The sequence below is a fragment of the Streptomyces sp. V1I1 genome (assembly GCF_030817355.1).
In the GTDB taxonomy this organism is placed as follows: Bacteria; Actinomycetota; Actinomycetes; order Streptomycetales; family Streptomycetaceae; genus Streptomyces.
In genome coordinates, this window is sequence record NZ_JAUSZH010000001.1 from 4143743 (window position 1) to 4164521 (window position 20779).

The window sequence follows — 20779 nt, forward strand, 5'->3', positions numbered from 1 at the left end:
TCAGGCGGAGGTGGTCAGCGCGCCGTGCAGGAAGACCTCGACGATTTCCGCGATGTCCTGGGGCGAGTCGTGGTGGCTGCTGGTGAACAGCAGGCCGAAGAAGAGCACGGCCAGCCGCTCGGGCGGGAGCCGGAGGGTGTCGCACTCGGGCTCGAAGAGCTCGGCGAGGGCGTCGCAGGCAGGGTTGATACCGGCCTGACGGTCCGGCACCTGGCCGCTGGGGGCGGGACGTTCGGTGCGGATGCGGCCTCCGGTGGTCTGGAGGGCGCCCATGACGGCGCCGATCCGGTCCATGTGGGCGCGCATCGCTTCGGCCGCCTCCCTGAGGCGGTCGGCGAGTGGCTGGTCGAGGTCGATGGAGCCGATTTCGGCGAGGGAGTTGCCGGGGCTCATCGTCTCGAGGACACAGGCGTCGAGGAGTTCGTCCTTGTCGGCTAAGACCCGGAAGATCGTGCCCTCGCCGATGCCCGCAGCCTGGGCGATCTGACGTGTGGTGACGGCGCTGCCGCGCTCGATGACCAGGGGGATCGTGGCGCGGACGATCATCTCTCGGCGCTCTTCGGGGCTCATGGCGGGGGCCCGGCGTCTCTTGGCCTTGGGTGGCGTCATGCATCGATGATTCGGAGTGAGTGCTCACTCCGTCAATCGTTTCCGGTGCGGCTCTCCTTCCGCCCGCCGCGTAATGAACTCGACCGAGACGGGATGGCACCGATAGACCTGCCTCATGACCTCACCTTTTGAAGAGCTTCTCCCCGCCACGCAGCGCGCCATACTGCATCGCATTGCGGTCGCCCAGTCCGAAGGGCGCGCACCCTCGTTCGTCGCCGGAGTGGAGCGCGAGGGACAGCTGCTCTGGACGGGCTCCCGCAGCTCGGTCGACGGGCATGGGCCGGACGCCGACACCCAGTACCGCATCGGCTCGATCACAAAGACCTTCACGGCCGTCCTGGTGCTGAGACTCCGCGACGAGGGTCTGCTCGATTTGAACGATCCCCTGGAGAAGCACCTGCCTGGCACGGGCGTGGGGGATGTGACCATCGCACAGCTCCTTGGCCACAGCGCCGGACTGAGCGCTGAAGCTCCGGCGCCCTGGTGGGAGCGGTCGCCGGGCTCGCTCCGCCCCGAACTCGCCGATGTCCTCGGTAACCAGTCGCGGATGCATCCCGTCGGCCGCCGTCACCACTACTCCAACCCCGGCTATACGCTGCTCGGTTCGCTGATCGAGGCGGTACGCGGGGCGTCCTGGGAGGACGTCCTGCGCCGCGAGATCCTTGAACCGCTCGCCCTGCACCGTACGAGCACGCAGCCCCGAGCTCCGCATGCCGGTGGCTGGGCGGTGCATCCCTGGGCCGATGTGATGCTGCCCGAACCCTCCGAGGACCTCGGCCTGATGGCCCCGGCCGGACAGCTCTGGTCGACGGTGGCCGACCTCTGCCGCTTCGCCACGTTCCTTGCCGAGGGCGACGAGCGCGTGCTGAGCGCTGCGTCCGTGCGGGAGATGCGCACGCCGTCCGTGCCGCCAGAGGTCGGGGAGTGGGACAGCGCCTACGGCCTGGGGGTGCAGATCGTACGGAAGGACGGCCGCACCCTCGCGGGGCACACGGGCTCGCTGCCCGGCTTCCTCGCGGGTCTCTGGGTGAGCGTGGACGATGGAGTGGCAGCCGTCGCGCTCGCCAATGCCACCTCAGGGCCGCTCATGGGGGTCGTCGCTGCCGATCTCGTGCGGATCGTGGCGGAGTCTGAGCCGCGCATCCCCGAGCCCTGGAGGCCGCTGCCGGAGGTCGATCAGGAGCTCCTGGAGCTCACGGGGCCCTGGTACTGGGGGGCGTCCTCCTTCGGTTTGCGCCTTGACGCAGACCGCGGCGTGGAGCTGCAGCCGCTCCGCGGCAACGGCCGTGGGTCGCGTTTCGTCGCGGAGGCGGACGGGACCTGGACTGGTCTCGACGGCTACTACGCCGGGGAGACACTGCGCGTGGTACGTCGGGAGGACGGCTCGGTGAGCCATCTCGACCTGGGGTCATTCGTCTTCACCCGTGAGCCGTACGAGCCGGGGCACCGGTTCCGGGAGGTGTGGACAAGGAAGGCTGGCGAGGACTCCAGACGTGAAACGCAGGTGATGTTTCACGTGAAACGGGCGCGCCACCGGCGCCGGGCACGGGGGGGGCCTCTATGTCCTTCGTCAAGGTCGAAGGGTTCAGGCGGGGGCGGTTTCGGGGGTGCGGGGCTCGTAGAACGTGCCGTCGCGGAGCATGGCGAACAGGACGCTGATGCGTTGGCGGGCGAGGCGGAGGAGGGCCTGGGTATGGGTTTTTCCTCGGGCGCGTTGTTTGTCGTAGTAGGTGCGGGAGGCCGCATCGGCGTTCATGCAGGCGAAGGCGGAGAGGAACATGGCGCGTTTGAGCTGCCGGTTTCCGCCTCTGGGTGCGTGTTCGCCGTGGATCGAGGTTCCCGAGGACTTCGTGGTGGGGGCGAGCCCGGCGTAGGAGGCGAGGTGGGCGGCGGTGGGGAAGCTGGTGCCGTCGCCGACGGTGGTCAGCAGGACGGCGGCGGTCCTGACGCCGACGCCGGGCATCGACGTCAGGACCGGGGAAAGAGGGTGGGCCTGCAGCAGGGTGTTGATCTGGGCTTCCAGGGCCCGGCGCTGTTCCTGGACGGCCGCGAGCGAGCGGGCCAGGGAGGGCACGACGATGTCGAGGGTGCCGGTCCCCGGGACCACGACGGTCTGCTCGTCCAGCGCGGTAAAGACGTCGTCGATCAGCCGGGCGGCCATGCGTGGGGCCTTGGGCCGGATCAGCTCAACGAGCCTGCGGCGTCCGGCCTTTCGCAGCGCGGCCGGAGATCCGTAGCGTTCCAGGAGCCAGGTGACGGCCTGGTGGTCCAGACGCGGGCCGACGACGCGTTCCAGCGAGGGGTGGAACTGGGTGAGCAGGCCGCGTATCCGGTTGGAGGTGCGGGTGGCCTCGGCCGCAAGGTCCTGGTCGAAGCCGGTGAGGACGGTCAGCTCGGCGGTGATCTCGTCTGTGAGCTCCAGGGAGCGCAGGGTGTGGGGCATGGTGCGGGCGGCGTCCGCGATCACCGCGGCGTCCTTCGCGTCGGTCTTCGCCTCTCCTGGGTAGAGGTCGGCGATCCTTCGCATCGCCAGGCCGGGCAGGTAGGCGACCTTGCAGCCTGTGTCCCGGGCCACGGCCAGCGGCAGAGCACCGATGGAGGCGGGCTGGTCCACGATCACCAGCACGGTGGCGAACTTTGCGGCCAGCTTGTCGAAGACGGCCCGCAGTTTCGGCTCGCTGTTGGGCAGTGGCTTGTCGAAGACCTTCTTCCCGGCCGGGGTGAGCCCGTGGCCGTGATGAGCACTCTTGCCGACGTCCAGGCCGAGGAACACGCCCACGTCTTCGGTATTGAACATTGCGCCCTTTCAGGGGAGTTGAACGTGCCGGCCTCGGCATCGGTGTCGTACGCGCGCATCCACGTTATGCAGACCTGCCGCCCGCGAGCTGTCCGGCATTGCGCCGGACCGGGCGGTGGCCGGACCTCTGATCAGCGTCTCCGACGGCACCTCCCGGGCCCGGTGACACCACCCCCCAGGTCATCCGTTCGACAGGGGGACACAGTCATGCCGGGCCCGGAGGCCAGCGGCCCTCTTGCAGGACCGCGGAAAACATAACGGGGGGGGTGCTGCGGCGCCCTCAGGCCGTCAACTCCCGCTCCAGCGGTGTACGGAAGCGGGGAGTGATCCGGGCCTCGCCCACCCAGCTCCTCAGCCGTGAGGCCTCAGCTTCGATGGCGCCGGTGGCTTCGCCGCCGGCATCGGCCAGCAGCCGCCAGGCGATCTCGCCGTCCGAGCGCTGGGCCTCGGGGCGGTGAGGCGTGCGCAGGCGGCGAGGAAGACGGTCGCGGCGTCGGTGGCGTGCAGGGCGACAACCGCATCGGCGGCCGCCACCGGTGAGTCCGCCCGTACCGACGGGGCCAGCAGATGGCGGCGGCCGAGCCGGGTGCGGCGCTGCTCGTCACTGATCCGGTGCACGGTGAACTCCCTTGGTCAGAGCTGGAGTTTGAAACCCACATGGGATGGCTCGAAGCCGAGCCGCTCGTAGAAGCGGCGGGCGTCGGTGCGGGAGGCGTCCGAGGTCAACTGCACCAACTGGCAGTCCTGGCGGCGGGATTCGTCGACGGCCCATTCGATGAGCCGGGTGCCCAGACCGCTGCCGCGCTCCTCGGCGTGGATTCGTACACCTTCGATGATCGAGCGGCTCGAGCCGCGCCGCGACAGCCCGGGGATGATTGTGAGCTGGAGAGTCCCGACGACGCGGTCCTCGCGTACGGCGACGGCCTGGATCTGGTTCGGGTCCCGGGACAGCCGCTCGAAGGCGGCGGTGTACGGGGTGAGGTCGTCGGGCGATTCACGCCTGGCGCCCAACGGGTCGTCGGCGAGCATCGCCACGATCGCCGGAATGTCGTCGATATCCGCGGGCCGTATTTCCAGATCGCTCATGATCGGCAGATTACGCGGGGACCCGCAGTTCCTCGACCGTCCTGACCAGGGGAGCCAACTCGGGGTTCTTGGCAGCCTCGTCGAGGGCTTCGCGCAGCGCCATGTCATTGGTCGGCCGGGCCTCGGCGAGCAGGGCGAGGCCGGACTCGGTCACGTCGGTGTAGATGCCGCGGCGGTCGGTGTCGCAGAGATAGCGGGTCAGCAGGCCGCGGTCCTCGAGACGCGTGACGAGGCGGGTGGTGGCGCTCTGGCTCAACACGACGGCATCGGCCACCTGCTTCATCTGCAGATGGCCGCCCGGCCCGTCGTGCTGGCGGCTGAGGACGTCGAGGAGCGAGTACTCGCGCATGCTCAGGCCGTGCTTGGCCTCGAGTGCGCGCTCGATGTGCGCCTCGATCTTCCCGTGTAGCAGGGAGAGGGCGCACCAGCTCTGGGAGAGCGCGGTGAGTGCGGGGTCGGTCGCGGTCATCTGTCTTCCTCCTCCTGCCGGAGCGGCTTCTCTCCAGGATAGACGACTACTGCAATAGCCCGCGCTTGCAATTATCGACTGGCAGTCAAACGCTCCCAGTCAAACGCTCCCGTTCAAAGGCGACTAGCCCGCCGCGACCGACAGCGGGGCGAAGCGGCGGGTCCAGTCGCCCGGGAGGTCCGGGATCCCATAGGTCATCACCGCATTGAAGGCGATCGTCTCCAGGCCGTGTGCCTTCACCCAGGCCAGCAGCTCCTCGTGGCGTACGTCGATGTCCGTACGGAGCGGCCTGTCGGTACCTGCTGCCAGCGAGGTGATCAGAGCCTTCGCCGTCCGAGTGTCCCTGGCGATCAGCGGGCCGATGACATGGGTCTCCATGTTCGGCCAGGCCGCCGCGAAACCCGTCAGCACTCCGTCCTCCTCCGCCACCCGGAACTGGTCGGCGAAGGCCGGCAGCCGCGTGATCATGTGGGTGCGGTCCAGGCCGAAGACCGCGGTGTCCAAGCGCAGCACGGCGGGGAGATCATCGGCGGTCGTCGGGCGGGTGCTCACCCCCGCCTCGGCGGGTGGGACCTGGAGATGGCCGCGGACCATCTCGGCCCGGCCGACGTTGACGAAGCCCAGCTCCTCGTAGAGCGGCTGCCCGTACGGGGTGGCATGCAATGTGACCGGAGTGTCCCCGGCCTCCGCCAGCGCGTGCTTCATCAGTCGGCGGCCGACGCCCTGGCGCGCGTACCGCTCGGCGACGAGCATCATCCCGATCGCGGCGAGCCCCCGTTCGTACGACGTCACTACGCAGGCGGTCACCAGCCCCTTGCCCCCAGGGTCATCGATGCCGTACCCCGTCCCCGCCGCGAGAAGCAGGCCCCATTTGTGCTCCTCGCGCGGCCACCCGCGGTCGGCGGAGAGATCGGCGCAGGACATGAGGTCGTCCGTGGTCAGACGGCGGATGGGGAGCTCGGAGAGCGGTGTCGACATACGGGTCAGGCTGTCGGACGCAGTGATCGTTCGTCCAGTGCTTTCCGAGAAGTGGCCAAGAGGCGCAACCGCCGACCGCGCCGCGTGAGACCCCATGGCTTGAGGACGGAGATGACCGTCATGAAGAGGTACGCGGAGAAGGAGACGACCGGGCCCATCACCAAATCGAGGGGGTCCGCCAGCGGGGTGCCCGCTGCGACGGTGTCAACTGCGTCATTGACACCCGGACGCAGCGCGAAGATCGATGCAGTGAGGGTGATGAGACTCAGCCAGAACTTCGTATAGACCCAGCGGTGCCTGGCAAGGCCCCACTTGGTGCCGATTGACAGAACGAGACCGCTGAGCAGAGTGAGCAGCCCGATGGGAATCACCAGCCAGTCCGTGAAGACCTTCATCGAGCGGCAGGCAGCCTCGATCATGGGGGCGGATTCCGTGCCGGCTGCGGTGAGGGCAAGCGCGAGCAGGCCGAGCGTGAGCCCGAGCCAGCCGGCGGACGCGGCGATATGGACGACGAGGAGGGCCCGGCGAGCAGGCCGCTTGAGTGGTTTCACGTGAAACACCGTGCCGGGCGGGGCGCCGCACCGCGTCTGACGACGGGAGTAACTGCGGGTACTAACCTCGGCGTACATGGCGTACAGGGAGAGAACGCGCAGGCTGCATATCTTCGATCTCGACGGCACGCTGATCCGTGGATCGGCGGCGCCGGTGGAGATATCGCGGCAGCTGGGGCTGCTGGAAGAGATCGGCGAGCTGGAGCGGGACATGATCGCCCGCCGAATAGGCCCGCCGGAGTATGCGGTGCAGGTGCACGCTCTCTGGAGCGATCTCACCGACGCACATGTTGCGGCGGCGTTCGAGGAAGCTCCCTGGCTCGACGGCATCCAAGAGGTATGGCGGGAGATCCGCGAAGGCGGGGACTACTGCGCGGTAATTTCCCTCTCGCCGTCCTTCTTCGTCGAGCAGCTGCTGGGCTGGGGAGCTCATGCGGCGCACGGCTCACGCTTTCCCGAGTTGCCCTTCACCCGGCCCATGGACCCGTCGGGCATTCTCAGCGCGGCCGCGAAAGTGAAGATCGCGGACGAGCTCTGTGCAGAGTTGGGGGTTGGTCTGGACGCTTGTGTTGCATACGGTGATTCCATGTCCGACGCGGAGATCTTCACGGTAGTGCCCACAACGGTGGCGATGAATGCCGATCACCATCTGTCAGGTCTGGCCACACACACTTATACGGGGGGCGATCTGCGCGAGGCCTATGAACTGGTGCGATTCCGCAGGTAGTTCAGGAGCCCGGGGGCGGTCCGGGAACTCCGGACATGGACATGGGGGCACTGGAGCTTAACGGGAATGTCGGTTCGGATGCCCGGACTTTCTACTCTTTGTCACCTCCGGTGGTGCTGCCTGGCATGCTGCGACGACGGGCGCTGCGGGCAATGTCACATTCCGGGCTCAGTCGTCCCGATTCAGCTTGCGGTCATGGTTAGTGTGGGCTGGCAGTAGTCCTGAGGCAGAGCGGGGAATTGAGGCACGTTCCGAGCCAGCGGAAGTGCGTGGACCGACCGAAAGATGTTCGAGGCGAGGCACACAATGGACGCTCCGACCACCACGTCGGCCGACAACGGCACTTCCGGGGACAACAACGGGGGCGGATGGTTCACCCCTCGTAAGCCGCCGGGCCAGGGTCGGCCCGCCCCCGGTGAGGGGGCTTCCACAGGTGACGCAGATCAGGAACGAATAGCTGCCCCGAGGCGGTCAGTCGCCTCCATACGCCCTGTGGGCTCCGGTGCGTCTCGGCCCGCCCCGCCGCCGGTCGGGGATGCGAGGGAGCCCGCGGCTCCAACCGACGAGACCCCGCTGTACGAGGCCCCAGCCAACGACCTGCCGGCCGAGCACGCGCCCGCCGAGCATCACCCGGCCGAGCGGGTCCAGGATCAGCGCCGCCGGCCTCAGGGACCCTATGAAGGGCACACGACCTACGAGAGCGCCGGTCGCCGTGAGGAGCCCGGCGGCCGCGAGAGCTACGAGGCCGCTCCTCGGGTACCGAGCCCTCGCGAATCCGCTCAGCTCAGCGAAGCCCCGTACCCCCGCGAGGCCGTGCACCCCAGCCAAGCCGCTCACCCCAGCGAAATCGCTCACCCCAGCGAAATCGCGCACCCCAGCGAAGGCGCGCACCTCCGCGAAGCGCCTTGGCCCCGTGAGGCGGCTGGGCACCGCGAGCCCGCAGGACGACTCCATCTGGCGGGCCAGCCACACGAAGCCGCAAATCCGCACGAAGCCGTAAGGCCTCCCGAACCCGCCGCCGGACCCCGCGAAGCCCCAGGGGCGCGCGAAGCCCCGGCCCACCACGGTCCTCCCGCAGACCACCAGGCCCACCATCCGCAGCCCGCCGCCCCCGCGGACGACGCGTCCCCCGACGCCATCCTCATCCGGCGCACCATGGCGGAGATCGGGCCGGTCGCGGACAAGGTCACCTCGTACTTCTATGCCTTGCTCTTCGTCCGCCACCCCGAGCTGCGGGGCCTCTTCCCCGCTGCCATGGACTCCCAGCGCGACCGGCTCCTCAAGGCGCTGCTCACCGCCGCCGACCACATGGACAACGCGGCCGTGCTGACGGACTATCTGCAGAACCTGGGTCGTGGCCACCGCAAATACGGCACCCAGCCGGCGCACTACCCCGCCGTCGGCGAGGCCCTGCTCGGCGCGCTGAGCAGGTACGCCACGACGACTTGGGACGAGGAGACCGAGGCCGCCTGGGTGCGGACGTACACCACGATCTCCCAGATCATGATCGACGCGGCGGCCGAGAACGAGCGGGAGGCGCCCGCCTGGTGGCATGGCGAGGTGGTCTCGCACGACCTCCGGACCCCGGACATAGCGATCATCACCGTCCGCCCGGACCAGCCGTACGCCTTCCTGGCCGGGCAGTACACGAGCCTGGAGACGCCCTGGTGGCCGCGGATCTGGCGGCACTACTCCTTCGCCGGGGCACCCCGTACCGACGGTCTGCTCTCCTTCCATGTCAAGGCGGTCCCGGCCGGCTGGGTCTCCAACGCCCTGGTCCACCACGCCCGCCCCGGCGATGTGCTGCGCCTCGGACCGCCGGCCGGCTCGATGACCGTCGACCACACCACCGACAACGGCCTGCTCTGTCTGGGCGGCGGGACCGGCATCGCCCCCATCAAGGCACTGGTCGAGGATGTCGCCGAGCACGGTGAGCGGCGCCCGGTGGAGGTTTTCTACGGGGCGCGCACCGATTACGACCTGTACGACATCGACACCATGCTGCGGCTCCAGCAGACCCACCCCTGGCTGTCGGTCCGCCCGGTGGTGGACGACCGGGCGCAGTTCCCGGACGCCGTGCGCGAGTTCGGGCCGTGGTACGAGTACGACGCTTATCTCTCCGGCCCGCCCGGCATGATCCGCAGCGGTGTCAATGCGCTGCGGGGCCTCGGCATCCCGTTCGACCGGATCCGCCACGACTCGCTCGAAGAACTCGTCGCGGCAGGCGACTAGGACGCGAGAGCGAAAGACGAGTCGGCCCACGTCCGGGGTCGGCCCGGCTCGTCGGAGGTCAGCCCAGGTCGGCAGTCATCCCAGATCGGCGGTCATCCCAGGTCGGCAGTCATCCCAGGTCGGGGGCGTGCATCGCCCGAACGCCCTCGATATTGCCGTCCAGGTAGTGCCGCAGCGACAGCGGTACGAGATGGACGGCCGCGATCCCGACCCGGCTGAACGGCACCCGTACGATCTCGTACTCCCCGCAGGGCTCGTCGATCTCCGGGCCATGCCGTCGTGCGGGGTCCATGGACTCCAGCCGGCAGACGAAGAAGTGCTGCACCTTCACCCCCGTCACACCGCCGTCCGCGATGTGTTCGACGGTGTCGACGAAGCAGGGCACCACATCAGTGATCTTGGCGCCGAGCTCCTCGTCCACCTCCCGGTGGAGCGCGTCGACGACGGTGGAGTCCTCGGGCTCGACCCCGCCGCCGGGCGTGACCCAGTAGGGATCCACGCCGGGTTTGGTTCGCTTGATGAGGACGAGGTCGTCGCCGTCGAGCAGGATGGCGCGTGCGGTGCGCTTGACCACTGGCCGTTCGGTCATGGCTAGAAAATGGCCCGCAACGCAGGTTCTGAAACTCCTGCCCGCCGGGCGGTCACCACTCGACGGCAGCGCGCAGCAGCCACTCGTGCGCCCGCGCGATGTATGGGAGGGCGAGTGTGCCGGTGCGTACGACGAGAAAGTAGGTACGCAGCGGGGGCACCGGAGGATCGAGGAGCGCCACCACCCGCCCGTTCTGAAGAGCCTCCTCGCACAGATAGCGCGGCAGTACGGCGAGCCCCGCGCCCGAAGCCGCGGTCTCCAGGACGGCCCGCAGGTCGGGGGCGATGACGGCGCCCGCGGCGGCCGGCCGGGAGTCGAAGACGGCGGACCAGTAGCGCGAGACCAGTGGCAGGGACTCGTGGACCTCCACCACGGGCAGCTGCTCGAGCACCACATGGCCCACGCGCAGCACTCCGGGCCCCAGCCGGGCCGCCCAGCGCGGCGAGGCGACCAGCACGTGCTCCTCGTCACAGAGCGGGGTCGCCGTGAGCAGTGAACCGCGCGGCCGGGCCGTGGTGATGGCCAGATCGTGATGCCCGGCGGCCAGCCCCTCCAGCGTCTCCTCGGCGGTCCCGAACGAGGCCCGCAGCGCGAGCCCCTGCGAGATCAGCGGGGTGAGGGCGGGCAGGGCGCGCAGCGAGGTGAACTCCGGGGGACCGGCGAGATGCAGGGTCCGTACGCCCGACTCCTCGTCGAGGCCGCTCTCGGTGATCTCCACCAGGGCGTCCAGATGCGGCGCTGCCCGGTGCGCGAGCTCGTCGCCGATGGTCGTGGGGGTCACGCCGCGGGCCTGGCGCAGGAACAGCGGGCGCCCCAACTGGCGCTCCAGCGTGCGGATCTGGCCGGTCACCGCGGGCTGGGAGAGACCGAGGAGCGCGGCGGCGCGGGTGAAGGAGCCGGCCCGGTGCACCGTGACGAATGTGCGCAGCAGGGCCAGATCCATGCCATGCCCCTCTCGACCGACGATGCCCGCGGACTCGGACAACTATAAATATGTCGATAGGTCGCTGTCGCTACTGTGATTGGACACTGACGCAGAGTCAACTAGCCTTGGTCACGCGGTTCTTCGTGTGGGGAACCGAGGGCGGTCCGAGCCATGAGGGGGGAGGCTCGGGCCGCCCGTTGTACGTAACCGGGCTCAGCCTCCGACGTACCCCGGCGTACGCCCCCGTCCACCGCGCAGCCTCGCTCCGCGCCCCGGCTCGCACCTCCCGACGGCCGAAAAGCGCCCAACCCGCGCCCCCCCGGAACGGCGCTACCCCGCCGCCTCGTCCAGCGCCCGCAGCACATCCGCCACCAGGTCCTCCGCGTCTTCCGCGCCCGCCGAGAAGCGGATGAAACCCTCCGGCACCGCGTCGCCGCCCCAGCGACCGCGCCGTTCCGCCGTGGAGCGCACCCCGCCGAAGCTCGTCGCGTCGTCCACCAGCCGCAGGCCCTCCAGGAAGCGCTCCGCGTGCCCGCGATCGGGCAGCACGAACGAGACCACGCAGCCGAAGCGCCGCATCTGCTGCGAGGCGATCTTGTACGAGGGGTCGCTCGGCAGCCCGGGGTAGCGCAGCCCCGTCACTTCGTCGCGACCGCCCAGCGCCCCAGCGAGCGCCAGCGCATTGGCGCACTGCCGCTCGATCCGCAGTTGCAGTGTGGCCAGCGAACGGTGCGCGAGCCATGCCTCCATCGGCCCCGGAATCGCCCCGACGACCTTGCGCCATCGCCGTACGCCGGCCGCCAACTGAGGATCACGGCAGGTCACATGGCCGAGCAGGATGTCGCCGTGCCCCGTCATGCCTTTGGTGTCGCTGGCCACCGAGAAGTCCGCCCCCAGGTGCAGCGGGCGCTGCCCGAGCGGCGTCGCGAGGGTGTTGTCGACCGCGACCAGCGCGCCGGCCGCGTGCGCCGCCTCCGTCAGCCGCCGCACGTCGCACACATCGAGCCCAGGATTGGAGGGAGTCTCGATCCACAGCAGTTGCGCCCCGTCCAGGACGGAAAGCTGTGCGTCGTCGCCGGTCGGGGCGGTCCTGACCTCGACGCCGTACGCCTCGAGCCGTTCGCGTACGAGCGGTAGCGCCTGATAGCCGTCATTCGGCAGAACCACCGTGTCCCCGGCCTTCAGCTGGGAGAAGAGCACGGCTGAGCTCGCCGCCATCCCCGAGGCGAAGGTCACGGTCTCGACGGGTTCCCCCGGCGCCTCCAGTTCGCCGATCGCCCGTTCCAGATGGGTCCAGGTCGGATTCTCGTCACGCCCGTAGGTGTACGGCCCGGTGGGCTCGCCCGGCAGATGGAAGTGGGCAGCGAAGACCGGTCCCGGCAGGGCCGGTTCGTACTTCACCGGCACGGGCAGCCCCGCGCGTACCGCCCTGGTTCCTTCCCCTGCCTGTGCCGGGACACCGTTTCCTTCGCTCATACCGCACGCTCCTCGACTGCCGTCCGTACCGCGTCGAGCAGACCCTCGCTCGCCGCCTCCACCATCTTCAGGCACTCCCGAAGCCGCAGACGCGATACCCAGACCTCACACGGTGTTCAGTCCTTGTCGGGCAGGGCGACATTCATTGCCCAGGAAACGACCGAGATGATCAGGCCGCCGAGCACGGCGGTCCAGAAGCCCTCGACATGGAAGTTCAGATCGACCGCGTCGGCCAGCCAGGAGGTCAGCAGCAGCATGAGGGCGTTGATGACCAGCGTGATCAGCCCCAGGGTGAGGATGAACAGCGGTAGCGTGAGCAGCTTCACGACGGGCTTGACGAGGAAGTTGACCAGCCCGAAGAGCAGCGCCACCAGGATCAGGGTCAGCGCCTTCTTGCCGGTGCTGTCTCCGGTCAGCGTTATGTCCTGCAGCACCCAGATGGCCACGGCCAGGGCTGCGGCGTTGGCGATCGTCTTGACTACGAAATTCTTCATGTGTCTGATCGTGGCAGACGTGATCGGACCAAGGGCAGGGGCGGACGGACGATGAAGGCATTCCGACTGGACGAGCTGGAGGCGGAGCGCGCCGCCAATGACGGCGCGTATCTGCAGTTCCTTCGCGAACGGAATATGTCGGTCGGGCTGTACGCACTGGACGCCGGCGAGCTGGACCCGCAGCTGCCCCACCGCCAGGACGAGGTCTACTTCGTCGTCAGCGGCCGCGCCGCCGTCACGGTGGGGACGGAGACGACGCAGGTCGGACGCGGCAGCGTGGTCTACGTCCCGGCCGGAGTGGCCCACAAGTTCCATCACATCACCGAGGATCTGCGGGTGATGGTGGTCTTCTCTCCCCCTGAGAGCTGACCGGAAGCACCGCCGATCCCTAGGGGTTCGGTCAGGGGAGATCAAGGGCTCGCGGGCCCCCGCACACCACCCCCTCCCGCCTAGCATCGAGGCAGGAACCCAATGAAACGAGGTAAGGACGATGGCTGTGCGGGAAGTATTCGCGGGGATGCCGTGGTGGATCAAGTGGGTCGCGGTGCCCGTCATCGCCCTTGTCGTATTCGGAGGACTGATCACGAGCGTCGTCGGCTTTGTGATCGGACTGCTCTTCAAGATCCTTGTCTTCGTCGCCCTGGTCAGTGGACTCGTCTTTGTCGTACGGAAGTTCGTGTCGTCGTCGAGCTCACGCAGCGACTGGTAGCCCGTGCCCGTCCGGGCGTTAGCCCGGGCGGGGGAACGCTCCGACAAACCCCCACAGCCTCACGGGGACGGCCATTACAGTGACAACCCCGCTGCCGCCCCCACGGGAAATCCGCCCTTGGGAAGTACGCGCGGCGGGCCGCGGGGGCGGCCCCCGCAGGCGGGCGCGCTGCCCGTCACCATGCCTGGGGGTGACCTTTGGCCACGGCTACGAACGCTCCTGCCCCTACCCTGATCGTTTCGGTGCAACGGGTGATGAGGCTGCTGGAGGCCGTGAACTCCCATCCGGACGTGGCCCCCGCGAAGCAGCTCGCGCGCGAGGCGCTCGCGCACCGGCGGGACGCCATCGGAGTCCCGGTCTACTTCGCGGTCTACCGCGAGGGTGAGATCGAGATCGTCGCCGTCGCCGACACCCCGTATGCGCCCGCCGTCGCCGAGTGGGCCGACTTCCGTGAGACCGGACATGCCCATGCGCTCGGCCAGTGTCTGCTGAGCCAGCTCGACGAGCAGGGCCGCAGCGACCATCTGGACCGCCACCCCGTGCAGCTCGTCACCCCTTGTTCCGTAAGCGACCGGCGTGCGCTGCTGGAGCGGCTCGCGTCGACGGAGCGGATGCAAACGGTCGTGGAGCGACAGGAGTACGCGCTCGGTACCGTCTGTGCCGCCATTCCGATCACGGTCGGATCCGGTGCCGCCGTGATGGGCATTTCGCTCCCGCTCCACCAGGAAGAACGGTTGCTTCCTGCGGTCGAACAACTACGTGACGCCATCGGAGGACTTCTGGGCTCCATAGCGTTCTCTATCAGTATCTGAAGAATCACTCCTTGTGATCTGCCAGTCCTTACAGGACGATTACGTCAAAAGGCCATGGGGATCATTCCTGGCCGTTTTCAGCTGAGTTCTTCACTGCTTCATCTACTGCGGGGTACATGATGCGCGAGTCGGTCCAGGCCGAGGTCCTGATGAGTTTCCATGTCTCCGAGGAGCTCTCTTTCCGGATCCCGGTGGAGCTCCGGTACGAGACGGGGGATCCGTACGCGGTGCGGATGACCTTCCATCTGCCCGGCGATGCCCCTGTGACCTGGGCTTTCGGGCGCGAGTTGCTGCTGGACGGCATCAATGTGCCGAGCGGCGACGGTGATGTGCACATCGCTCCGACCGGTCAGGGGCTGTCCGACGTCGCCATCCGGCTCCAAGTCGGCGGCGACCGGGCGCTGTTCCGGGTGAGCGCGGCCCCGCTCGTGGCCTTCCTGGACCGCACCGACAAGCTGGTGCCGCTGGGGCAGGAGCGTACGCTCGCCGACTTCGAGGACAGTCTGGACGTGGCGCTCGGGCGCATCCTCGCCGAGGAGAACGCCGGCTGAGCAGTCGACGCCGCTACTTCTTGCGGCGGCGGCCCCTGCCGCCCCGAACCGGCGATCCACTCCGTGCCGGTGATTCGTCCGCCGCTGCGGTTCCCGGCCGGTCGGCGGAGACCACCAGGCTCGCGAGTGCGGTGGTCACCGGCACGGCGGCGACAAGTCCGATCGACCCCACCAGGGTCCGTACGATCTCCACCGCCACCAGCTCGCTGTTGGCCACCGTCCCCACACTGCTCTGCGCGATCGAGAAGAGCAGCAGCAGCGGCAACGCGGCGCCCGCGTAGGCCAGTACGAGAGTGTTGACGACGGAAGCGATGTGGTCCCGGCCGATCCTGATCCCGGCCCGGTAGAGCGCCCGTGGGCCCATGCCCGGGTCCGCCTGACGCAGTTCCCAGACCGCCGACGTCTGGGTCACCGTCACATCGTCGAGCACGCCGAGCGAGCCGATGATGATGCCGGCCAGCAGCAGACCGCTCATGTCGATGTTCGGATACAGACCGTGAATCAGACCGGTGTTGTCGTCGGTGTTGCCGGTCAGGCTCGCCCAGCCGATGAAGAGCGAGCCGAGCAGCCCGGTCAGCAGCAGCGAGATCAGCGTGCCGAGGACCGCGACCGATGTGCGAGCGGTGAGGCCGTGGCACAGATAGAGCGAGACCAGCATGATGGCGCTCGCCCCGATCACCGCGACGATCAGCGGATTCGAGCCCTGCAGGATCGCGGGCAGGATGAACAGGGTCAGTACGGCGAACGAGACGGCCAGTGCGATCAGCGCCATCACGCCGCGCATCCGTCCCACCAGCACCACCGCGAGCGCGAAGATCCCGGCCAGCAGCAGCATCGGGAACTGACGGTCCACATCGGTCACGGAGTACTGCAGGTCACGGGGTGCGTCAGGGGCGTACGCCACCACCACGCCCTGGCCCTTGTCCAACTGCCGCGGCGCGTCCGGCTGGACGATCTCGGTGAACGTACGGCCCTTGTCCTTGCCGCTGGTGACCTCGATCGTCGCCTTCTCGCAGCTGCCGCGCTGGGCATTGACCGCCTCGCGCCCCTCGGGCGTGGAGGTGTCGCCGGTCGGCGGGACCTGCGCGGCGTTCACGTCCTTGCAGTTGACCTTGTCGACCTGCACCACCTTGCCCTGCTCGGTCTGCCGGTCGAAACCGACACCGGTGCGCTCATGCCCGGGCGCACCGCCCGGCCAGAGCACGACAAGGCCCACGATGACCGCGGTGGCGAAAGGAATCAGCACGGCGGCGATGACCTTGCGGAGATGCTGTGAGACAGGCGCGGCGGGCCCATGGCTGTGCGAGTGGCCGTGGGGTTCGGGCGTCTGCGGCGAGGGGGTCGGCGAGTAGGTCACCGACCGATCATCGCAAGAACGAGGGGGGCCCTCTGTTCAGCGCGCCAGAAATGACGCTAGCGTGGTGTCACCTTTGCACACGCGGGAGCTCGGAGCACCGGGCTGAGAGGGCGCTGACCTCCGCATTCGCCGACTGGCCGAAGCCAGTACGCCGATTACGGAAGCCGCTGCGTCGACCGCCGAACCTGTTACCGGGTAATGCCGGCGTAGGGAGTAGGTCTCATGACCGTATCGGACGCACGCACGCCTGCCTCGAATCAGAACGACGAGGGCGGGAAGTCCATCGGCTGGCACAAGGGATACGTCGAGGGCTCGCGCCCCGACCTCCGGGTGCCGGTCCGCCAGGTGCACCTCACCAACGGCAAGGACGTGACGCTGTACGACACGTCCGGCCCGTACACCGACCCCACCGTCGAGACCGACGTCCGCCGCGGCCTGCCGCCGCTGCGGGAGAACTGGATCATCGGCCGCGGCGACACCGAGGAGTACGCGGGGCGCCCGGTCCACCCCGAGGACGACGGGATCAAGCACACCTCGCCGAGGGGCGGTCTGCGCAACCTCGACGCGGTCTTCCCGGGCCGCCCGCGCCAGCCCCGACGGGGCCGGGCCGGACAGGCGGTGACGCAGCTCGCGTACGCCCGCCGTGGCGAGATCACGCCGGAGATGGAGTACGTCGCGATCCGCGAGAACGTCTCCCCCGAGGTGGTACGCGAGGAGATCGCGGCGGGCCGGGCCGTCCTGCCTGCCAACGTCAACCACCCCGAGATCGAGCCGATGATCATCGGCAAGCGGTTCCTGGTGAAGGTCAACGCCAACATCGGCAACTCCGCTGTCACCTCCTCCATCGAGGAGGAGGTCGAGAAGATGACCTGGGCGACGCGCTGGGGCGCGGACACGGTCATGGACCTTTCCACCGGCCGCAACATCCACACGACCCGTGAATGGGTGCTGCGCAACTCCCCCGTGCCGATCGGCACCGTGCCGCTCTACCAGGCGCTCGAGAAGGTCGACGGCAAGGCCGAGGAGCTGACCTGGGAGGTCTACAAGGACACGGTCATCGAGCAGGCCGAGCAGGGTGTCGACTACATGACGGTCCACGCGGGCGTGCTGCTGCGGTATGTGCCGCTGACGGCCCGCCGCAAGACCGGCATCGTCTCGCGCGGCGGCTCGATCATGGCGGCCTGGTGCCTGGCGCACCACAAGGAGTCGTTCCTGTACGAGAACTTCGAGGAGCTCTGCGAGATCCTCGCCTCGTACGACGTGACGTACTCCCTCGGCGACGGTCTGCGGCCCGGCTCGATCGCGGACGCCAACGACGAGGCGCAGTTCGCGGAGTTGCGCACGCTCGGGGAACTCAACTCCATCGCCAAGCGTTTCAATGTGCAGACGATGATCGAAGGACCCGGTCACGTCCCGATGCACAAGATCAAGGAGAACATCGACCTCCAGCAGGAGATCTGCGAGGAGGCCCCCTTCTATACGCTCGGCCCGCTCACCACGGACGTGGCTCCGGCGTATGACCACATCACCTCCGGCATCGGGGCGGCGATGATCGCCTGGTGGGGCACGGCGATGCTCTGCTACGTCACGCCCAAGGAACACCTGGGCCTGCCCAACCGTGATGACGTGAAGACCGGCGTCATCACCTACAAGATCGCGGCGCATGCGGCAGATCTCGCCAAGGGGCACCCGGGTGCGCAGGAGTGGGACGACGCGCTGTCCGACGCGCGCTTCGAGTTCCGGTGGGAGGACCAGTTCAATCTGGCCCTCGACCCGGACACGGCACGGGAGTTCCACGACGAGACGCTCCCGGCGGAGCCGGCGAAGACCGCGCACTTCTGCTCGATGTGCGGCCCGAAGTTCTGCAGCATGAAGATCTCGCAGGACATCCGGCGGCGGCACGGCGGCTCGCAGCAGTCCGAGCAGTCCCAGCAGTCTCAGCGGGAGATCGAGGACGGCATGGCGGAGAAGTCCAAGGAGTTCGCCGCCGCGGGCAACCGCGTCTATCTTCCGATCGCGGAATGACGGCGGAGTGATCTCGCAATGACGTGCCGCCACGAGCGCCGGCCGGGGCTCACTCCGGCTGGTGCTCGGGGCCGCCGAATTCCGGGCTGGTGAAGTCCGGGCTGGTGAAGGTGGGCCGCTGTCCCGCTGTCGAGCCCTCGCTCGGGCTTGAGTAGTCCGGGCCGCTGTAGCCGATCTTGGGGATACGGCTCACATGGCGCGGCGGGTCCGCGGAGGTCGGGTCGGCGCTGGGGTCCGCCAGCGCTGCCCGCAGGAAGGGCAGCAGTCCGCGCTCCAGCAGGGCGTGCCGCCAGGCTTCCTTGGCCCGCGCCACCTCGTCGGGCAGCTCGCCCGTCGACTCCTCGGCCGGGACTTGTGTCGCGCCGTTGCGCAGGGCGGTGAGCAGCAGCCCGATCGCGGCGACCAGGATGGCGGCCGCCGTGAGAGCCCCGAAGAACCAGCCCGCGGAAACCAGGGCCTCCGCGAACGACGGCGTGGGGCTGAGCATCTTCAGGATGTAGCCGACCAGCAGGAAGATCACCGCGGCCGTCCCGGCGAGCACCGGGGCGAGCACGGCTATGACGGCGGCGAACCCCGCGCCGCGTTCGGAGGCCTCGCCGACGGCGGGGGACAGCACGGAGTTGTGCATGGAGGCGGTGGCCGCGGGGCTTCGCATCTCCTCGCGGACCTTTGTGTAGTACTCGTACTCGGCAGCGGCGGCGGTGGTGATCAGTGCCGTCGCGTTCAGGGCCATCGTGCGCAGCTGTTCGGTGTTCAGGCGCTGCCCCACGGCAGCGAGATCCGGACGGTCATGGGCGTTGCGCAGTGCGTCGTCGAGGATGCGCTCGTACTCGGCGCGGTCCTCGGTCAGCAGGTGCGGAGCGCTGTTCATCTGCATCCCCCGATGCTCCGTAGGGCCGGATTGCCCGCATCGACCGGGCGGTTGGGCAGAAACGGAGGAGAGCCTGCTACGGATAAGCCGATGGTAGAGCGGTTACGGCACGGGGTGACAGGGGGTTTGAGTAAATCGCCTGTCGGGCTTGGATCAGTTGGACAGGGGAAGCTGGACGACAAGGAGCTTTCCAGCCATGGTCACGCCGCCGTCCATGGCGATCGCCAGGCCGTCCGCGTACACATGCGGGCCCTCGACGACCGGGCGCGCGTCGTCCTCGCCGTCCTCGGTGCCCACCTCGCCCAGCAGATACGGAATGGGGCTGTGGCCGTGCACGACGCGGCGGCCGCCGTAGGCGGTGAGCAGTTCGCGTACGGCCTGCGGCCCAGCGTCGTCGCGGAAGGCGAAACGCTTGGTGAACTTGCGAAACAGGTCCCAGCACTCGTCGGCGTCATTTCGGGTGAGGATCGCGTGGACGGTGTCGTTGACGTCCTCGATGGTGTCGCCGTACTCCAGATAGGCGGTGGTGTCGGAGTGCATCAGCAGATGCTCGTCCTCCTCGATCACCGCGTCGAGGCGTGCCATCCACTGCAGATGGACGTCCTGCAGCCGGTCCATGTCGGTCTTCTGGCCGCCGTTGAGCAGCCAGGCGGCCTGGAAGGTGGCGGTGCCTGCACCGGAGTTGACGGGGGTGTCGCCGAATCGCTTCGCGCCGAGCAGCAGCAGTTCGTGATTGCCCATCAGAGCCTTGCAGTAGCCGCCGGCTGCCGCGGCCTCGGCGGAGAGCCGCATGACGAGGTCGATGACGCCGATGCCGTCGGGGCCGCGGTCGGTGAAGTCGCCGAGGAACCAGAGGCGTGCATGGTCCGCGGCCCAGTGGCCGTCGGCGTCGATGAGGCCCTGTTCGGCCAGGGCCTCGACGAGTTCGTCGAGATAGCCGTGGACGTCGCCGACGACATAGAGCGGGCCGAGGCCTTCGGGGGTGGGCGTCTCGTCCGGTGTGACCTGCACCTGGACGGTGTCGCCCGGACCGCCGCGGCCGATCACCGGCAGATCGCGCGCGGTGGGGGTGTAGCCGTCCGGAGCCTCGCCCTCCGGGACGGCGTTGCCGGGGTGGGCGGACTCCGGGGATTCCGGGGACTGCTGCGTCGGCTGCGTGTGCGACGGCACCTGCTCCCGCGAAGGCACCTGCTCGTGCGGCGTAGTAGCCGGGTGCTCCTGCGGCGGCAGCTGCGAGTGTGCGGGAATTTGCGGATGCGCCGGAACCTGCGACTGCACGGGAACCTGCGACTGCACGGGAACCTGCGCGTACGGCGGAACGCGGAAGTCGCGCAATGTTGCCGTCCGCACCACGGGTCCTTGACCGGCCCCCTGAGTCATCGACCCCTCCACACCGTCGCGCCGCCGTTCACCTCTCGGCCCAGCCTGGTCGGGGTGGTCCGCGGTGTCGTCCGCCCATCATAGGAATGAGGTCCGCGCTGTGTGACGCACCAGGGGTGGTGAATCCGGTTGCACCCCTGG

General features: G+C 68.7%; 20 protein-coding genes, 2 pseudogenes and 1 riboswitch. Of the genes and pseudogenes, 8 read left to right on the plus strand and 14 right to left on the minus strand.

Annotated elements, in window-relative coordinates; translation table 11 throughout:
- On the minus strand, nucleotides 1–609 hold the full coding sequence (locus tag QFZ67_RS19460; RefSeq protein WP_307662358.1) for a TetR/AcrR family transcriptional regulator: 609 nt from the start codon (nucleotides 607–609) through the stop codon (nucleotides 1–3).
- A 115-nt stretch (nucleotides 610–724) separates the two neighbouring features.
- Between QFZ67_RS19460 and QFZ67_RS19465 the strand changes: the two are divergent.
- Nucleotides 725–2106: pseudogene (locus QFZ67_RS19465) on the plus strand (serine hydrolase domain-containing protein).
- Nucleotides 2107–2194: 88 nt separating this feature from the next.
- Here the strand turns inward: QFZ67_RS19465 and QFZ67_RS19470 are convergent.
- From QFZ67_RS19470 to QFZ67_RS19495, 6 genes and pseudogenes are all read right to left on the minus strand, one after another.
- Nucleotides 2195–3406 (minus strand): IS110 family transposase, encoded by a 1212-nt coding sequence (locus QFZ67_RS19470; RefSeq protein WP_307659163.1) that lies wholly within the window; start codon nucleotides 3404–3406, stop codon nucleotides 2195–2197.
- 444 nt (nucleotides 3407–3850) lie between these two features.
- Nucleotides 3851–4024: pseudogene (locus tag QFZ67_RS39130) on the minus strand (winged helix DNA-binding domain-containing protein); the annotation flags it as partial.
- A 15-nt stretch (nucleotides 4025–4039) separates the two neighbouring features.
- Entirely contained in the window at nucleotides 4040–4492 is a 453-nt protein-coding gene (locus QFZ67_RS19480) for a GNAT family N-acetyltransferase (RefSeq protein WP_307662359.1), read from the minus strand.
- 10 nt (nucleotides 4493–4502) lie between these two features.
- A complete protein-coding gene (locus QFZ67_RS19485) occupies nucleotides 4503–4961 on the minus strand; it encodes a MarR family winged helix-turn-helix transcriptional regulator (protein ID WP_307662360.1) in 459 nt (152 codons plus the stop codon).
- Nucleotides 4962–5084: 123 nt separating this feature from the next.
- Nucleotides 5085–5939 (minus strand): GNAT family N-acetyltransferase, encoded by an 855-nt coding sequence (locus QFZ67_RS19490; RefSeq protein WP_307662361.1) that lies wholly within the window; start codon nucleotides 5937–5939, stop codon nucleotides 5085–5087.
- A gap of 5 nt (nucleotides 5940–5944) precedes the next feature.
- Complete coding sequence (locus tag QFZ67_RS19495) at nucleotides 5945–6490, minus strand: DUF2269 domain-containing protein (protein WP_307662362.1); 546 nt, start codon at nucleotides 6488–6490, stop codon at nucleotides 5945–5947.
- Nucleotides 6491–6566: 76 nt separating this feature from the next.
- Between QFZ67_RS19495 and QFZ67_RS19500 the strand changes: the two genes are divergently transcribed.
- Both QFZ67_RS19500 and QFZ67_RS19505 read left to right on the plus strand, forming a co-directional pair.
- On the plus strand, nucleotides 6567–7217 hold the full coding sequence (locus tag QFZ67_RS19500) for an HAD family phosphatase (RefSeq protein WP_307662363.1): 651 nt from the start codon (nucleotides 6567–6569) through the stop codon (nucleotides 7215–7217).
- A gap of 954 nt (nucleotides 7218–8171) precedes the next feature.
- Nucleotides 8172–9449 carry a globin domain-containing protein gene (locus QFZ67_RS19505; RefSeq protein WP_373430233.1) on the plus strand — a complete coding sequence of 426 codons (1278 nt, stop codon included), beginning with the start codon at nucleotides 8172–8174 and terminating at the stop codon, nucleotides 9447–9449.
- 109 nt (nucleotides 9450–9558) lie between these two features.
- On the opposite strand, the gene QFZ67_RS19510 is transcribed toward QFZ67_RS19505, so the two are convergent.
- The 4 genes from QFZ67_RS19510 to QFZ67_RS19525 form a co-directional block, all read right to left on the minus strand.
- Nucleotides 9559–10038 carry an NUDIX domain-containing protein gene (locus QFZ67_RS19510; protein ID WP_307662365.1) on the minus strand — a complete coding sequence of 160 codons (480 nt, stop codon included), beginning with the start codon at nucleotides 10036–10038 and terminating at the stop codon, nucleotides 9559–9561.
- A gap of 52 nt (nucleotides 10039–10090) precedes the next feature.
- On the minus strand, nucleotides 10091–10981 hold the full coding sequence (locus QFZ67_RS19515) for a LysR family transcriptional regulator (RefSeq protein WP_307662366.1): 891 nt from the start codon (nucleotides 10979–10981) through the stop codon (nucleotides 10091–10093).
- A gap of 312 nt (nucleotides 10982–11293) precedes the next feature.
- Nucleotides 11294–12439, minus strand: coding sequence for a cystathionine gamma-lyase (locus QFZ67_RS19520; protein WP_307662367.1), 1146 nt, complete (start codon nucleotides 12437–12439; stop codon nucleotides 11294–11296).
- Between the two features lie 116 nt (nucleotides 12440–12555).
- Entirely contained in the window at nucleotides 12556–12933 is a 378-nt protein-coding gene (locus QFZ67_RS19525) for a phage holin family protein (protein WP_307662368.1), read from the minus strand.
- Between the two features lie 51 nt (nucleotides 12934–12984).
- On the opposite strand from QFZ67_RS19525, the gene QFZ67_RS19530 reads away from it, so the two are divergent.
- From QFZ67_RS19530 to QFZ67_RS19545, 4 genes are all read left to right on the plus strand, one after another.
- Nucleotides 12985–13302: a cupin domain-containing protein gene (locus QFZ67_RS19530; RefSeq protein WP_307662369.1), complete on the plus strand. Its 318-nt coding sequence runs from the start codon at nucleotides 12985–12987 to the stop codon at nucleotides 13300–13302.
- A 127-nt stretch (nucleotides 13303–13429) separates the two neighbouring features.
- The gene (locus QFZ67_RS19535; RefSeq protein ID WP_307665895.1) at nucleotides 13430–13642 is read left to right on the plus strand and encodes a DUF5326 family protein; all 213 of its coding nucleotides are present in this window, start codon (nucleotides 13430–13432) and stop codon (nucleotides 13640–13642) included.
- A 197-nt stretch (nucleotides 13643–13839) separates the two neighbouring features.
- Nucleotides 13840–14454, plus strand: a complete 615-nt coding sequence (locus QFZ67_RS19540) for an IclR family transcriptional regulator C-terminal domain-containing protein (protein WP_307662370.1) — start codon at nucleotides 13840–13842, stop codon at nucleotides 14452–14454.
- Nucleotides 14455–14573: 119 nt separating this feature from the next.
- The gene (locus QFZ67_RS19545; RefSeq protein WP_307665896.1) at nucleotides 14574–15005 is read left to right on the plus strand and encodes an SsgA family sporulation/cell division regulator; all 432 of its coding nucleotides are present in this window, start codon (nucleotides 14574–14576) and stop codon (nucleotides 15003–15005) included.
- A gap of 13 nt (nucleotides 15006–15018) precedes the next feature.
- Here QFZ67_RS19545 and QFZ67_RS19550 read toward each other — a convergent pair whose 3' ends face one another.
- Entirely contained in the window at nucleotides 15019–16362 is a 1344-nt protein-coding gene (locus tag QFZ67_RS19550; RefSeq protein WP_307662371.1) for a YibE/F family protein, read from the minus strand.
- Between the two features lie 71 nt (nucleotides 16363–16433).
- Nucleotides 16434–16592, plus strand: a riboswitch (TPP riboswitch).
- Between QFZ67_RS19550 and thiC the strand changes: the two genes are divergently transcribed.
- On the plus strand, nucleotides 16585–18387 hold the full coding sequence (gene thiC, locus QFZ67_RS19555; RefSeq protein ID WP_307662372.1) for a phosphomethylpyrimidine synthase ThiC: 1803 nt from the start codon (nucleotides 16585–16587) through the stop codon (nucleotides 18385–18387). Its footprint overlaps the riboswitch before it by 8 nt.
- A 49-nt stretch (nucleotides 18388–18436) precedes the next feature.
- On the opposite strand, the gene QFZ67_RS19560 is transcribed toward thiC, so the two are convergent.
- Nucleotides 18437–19264, minus strand: coding sequence for a hypothetical protein (locus QFZ67_RS19560; RefSeq protein ID WP_307662373.1), 828 nt, complete (start codon nucleotides 19262–19264; stop codon nucleotides 18437–18439).
- A gap of 147 nt (nucleotides 19265–19411) precedes the next feature.
- Nucleotides 19412–20638, minus strand: coding sequence for a metallophosphoesterase (locus tag QFZ67_RS19565; protein ID WP_307662374.1), 1227 nt, complete (start codon nucleotides 20636–20638; stop codon nucleotides 19412–19414).
- Between the last annotated feature and the right edge of the window lie 141 nt (nucleotides 20639–20779).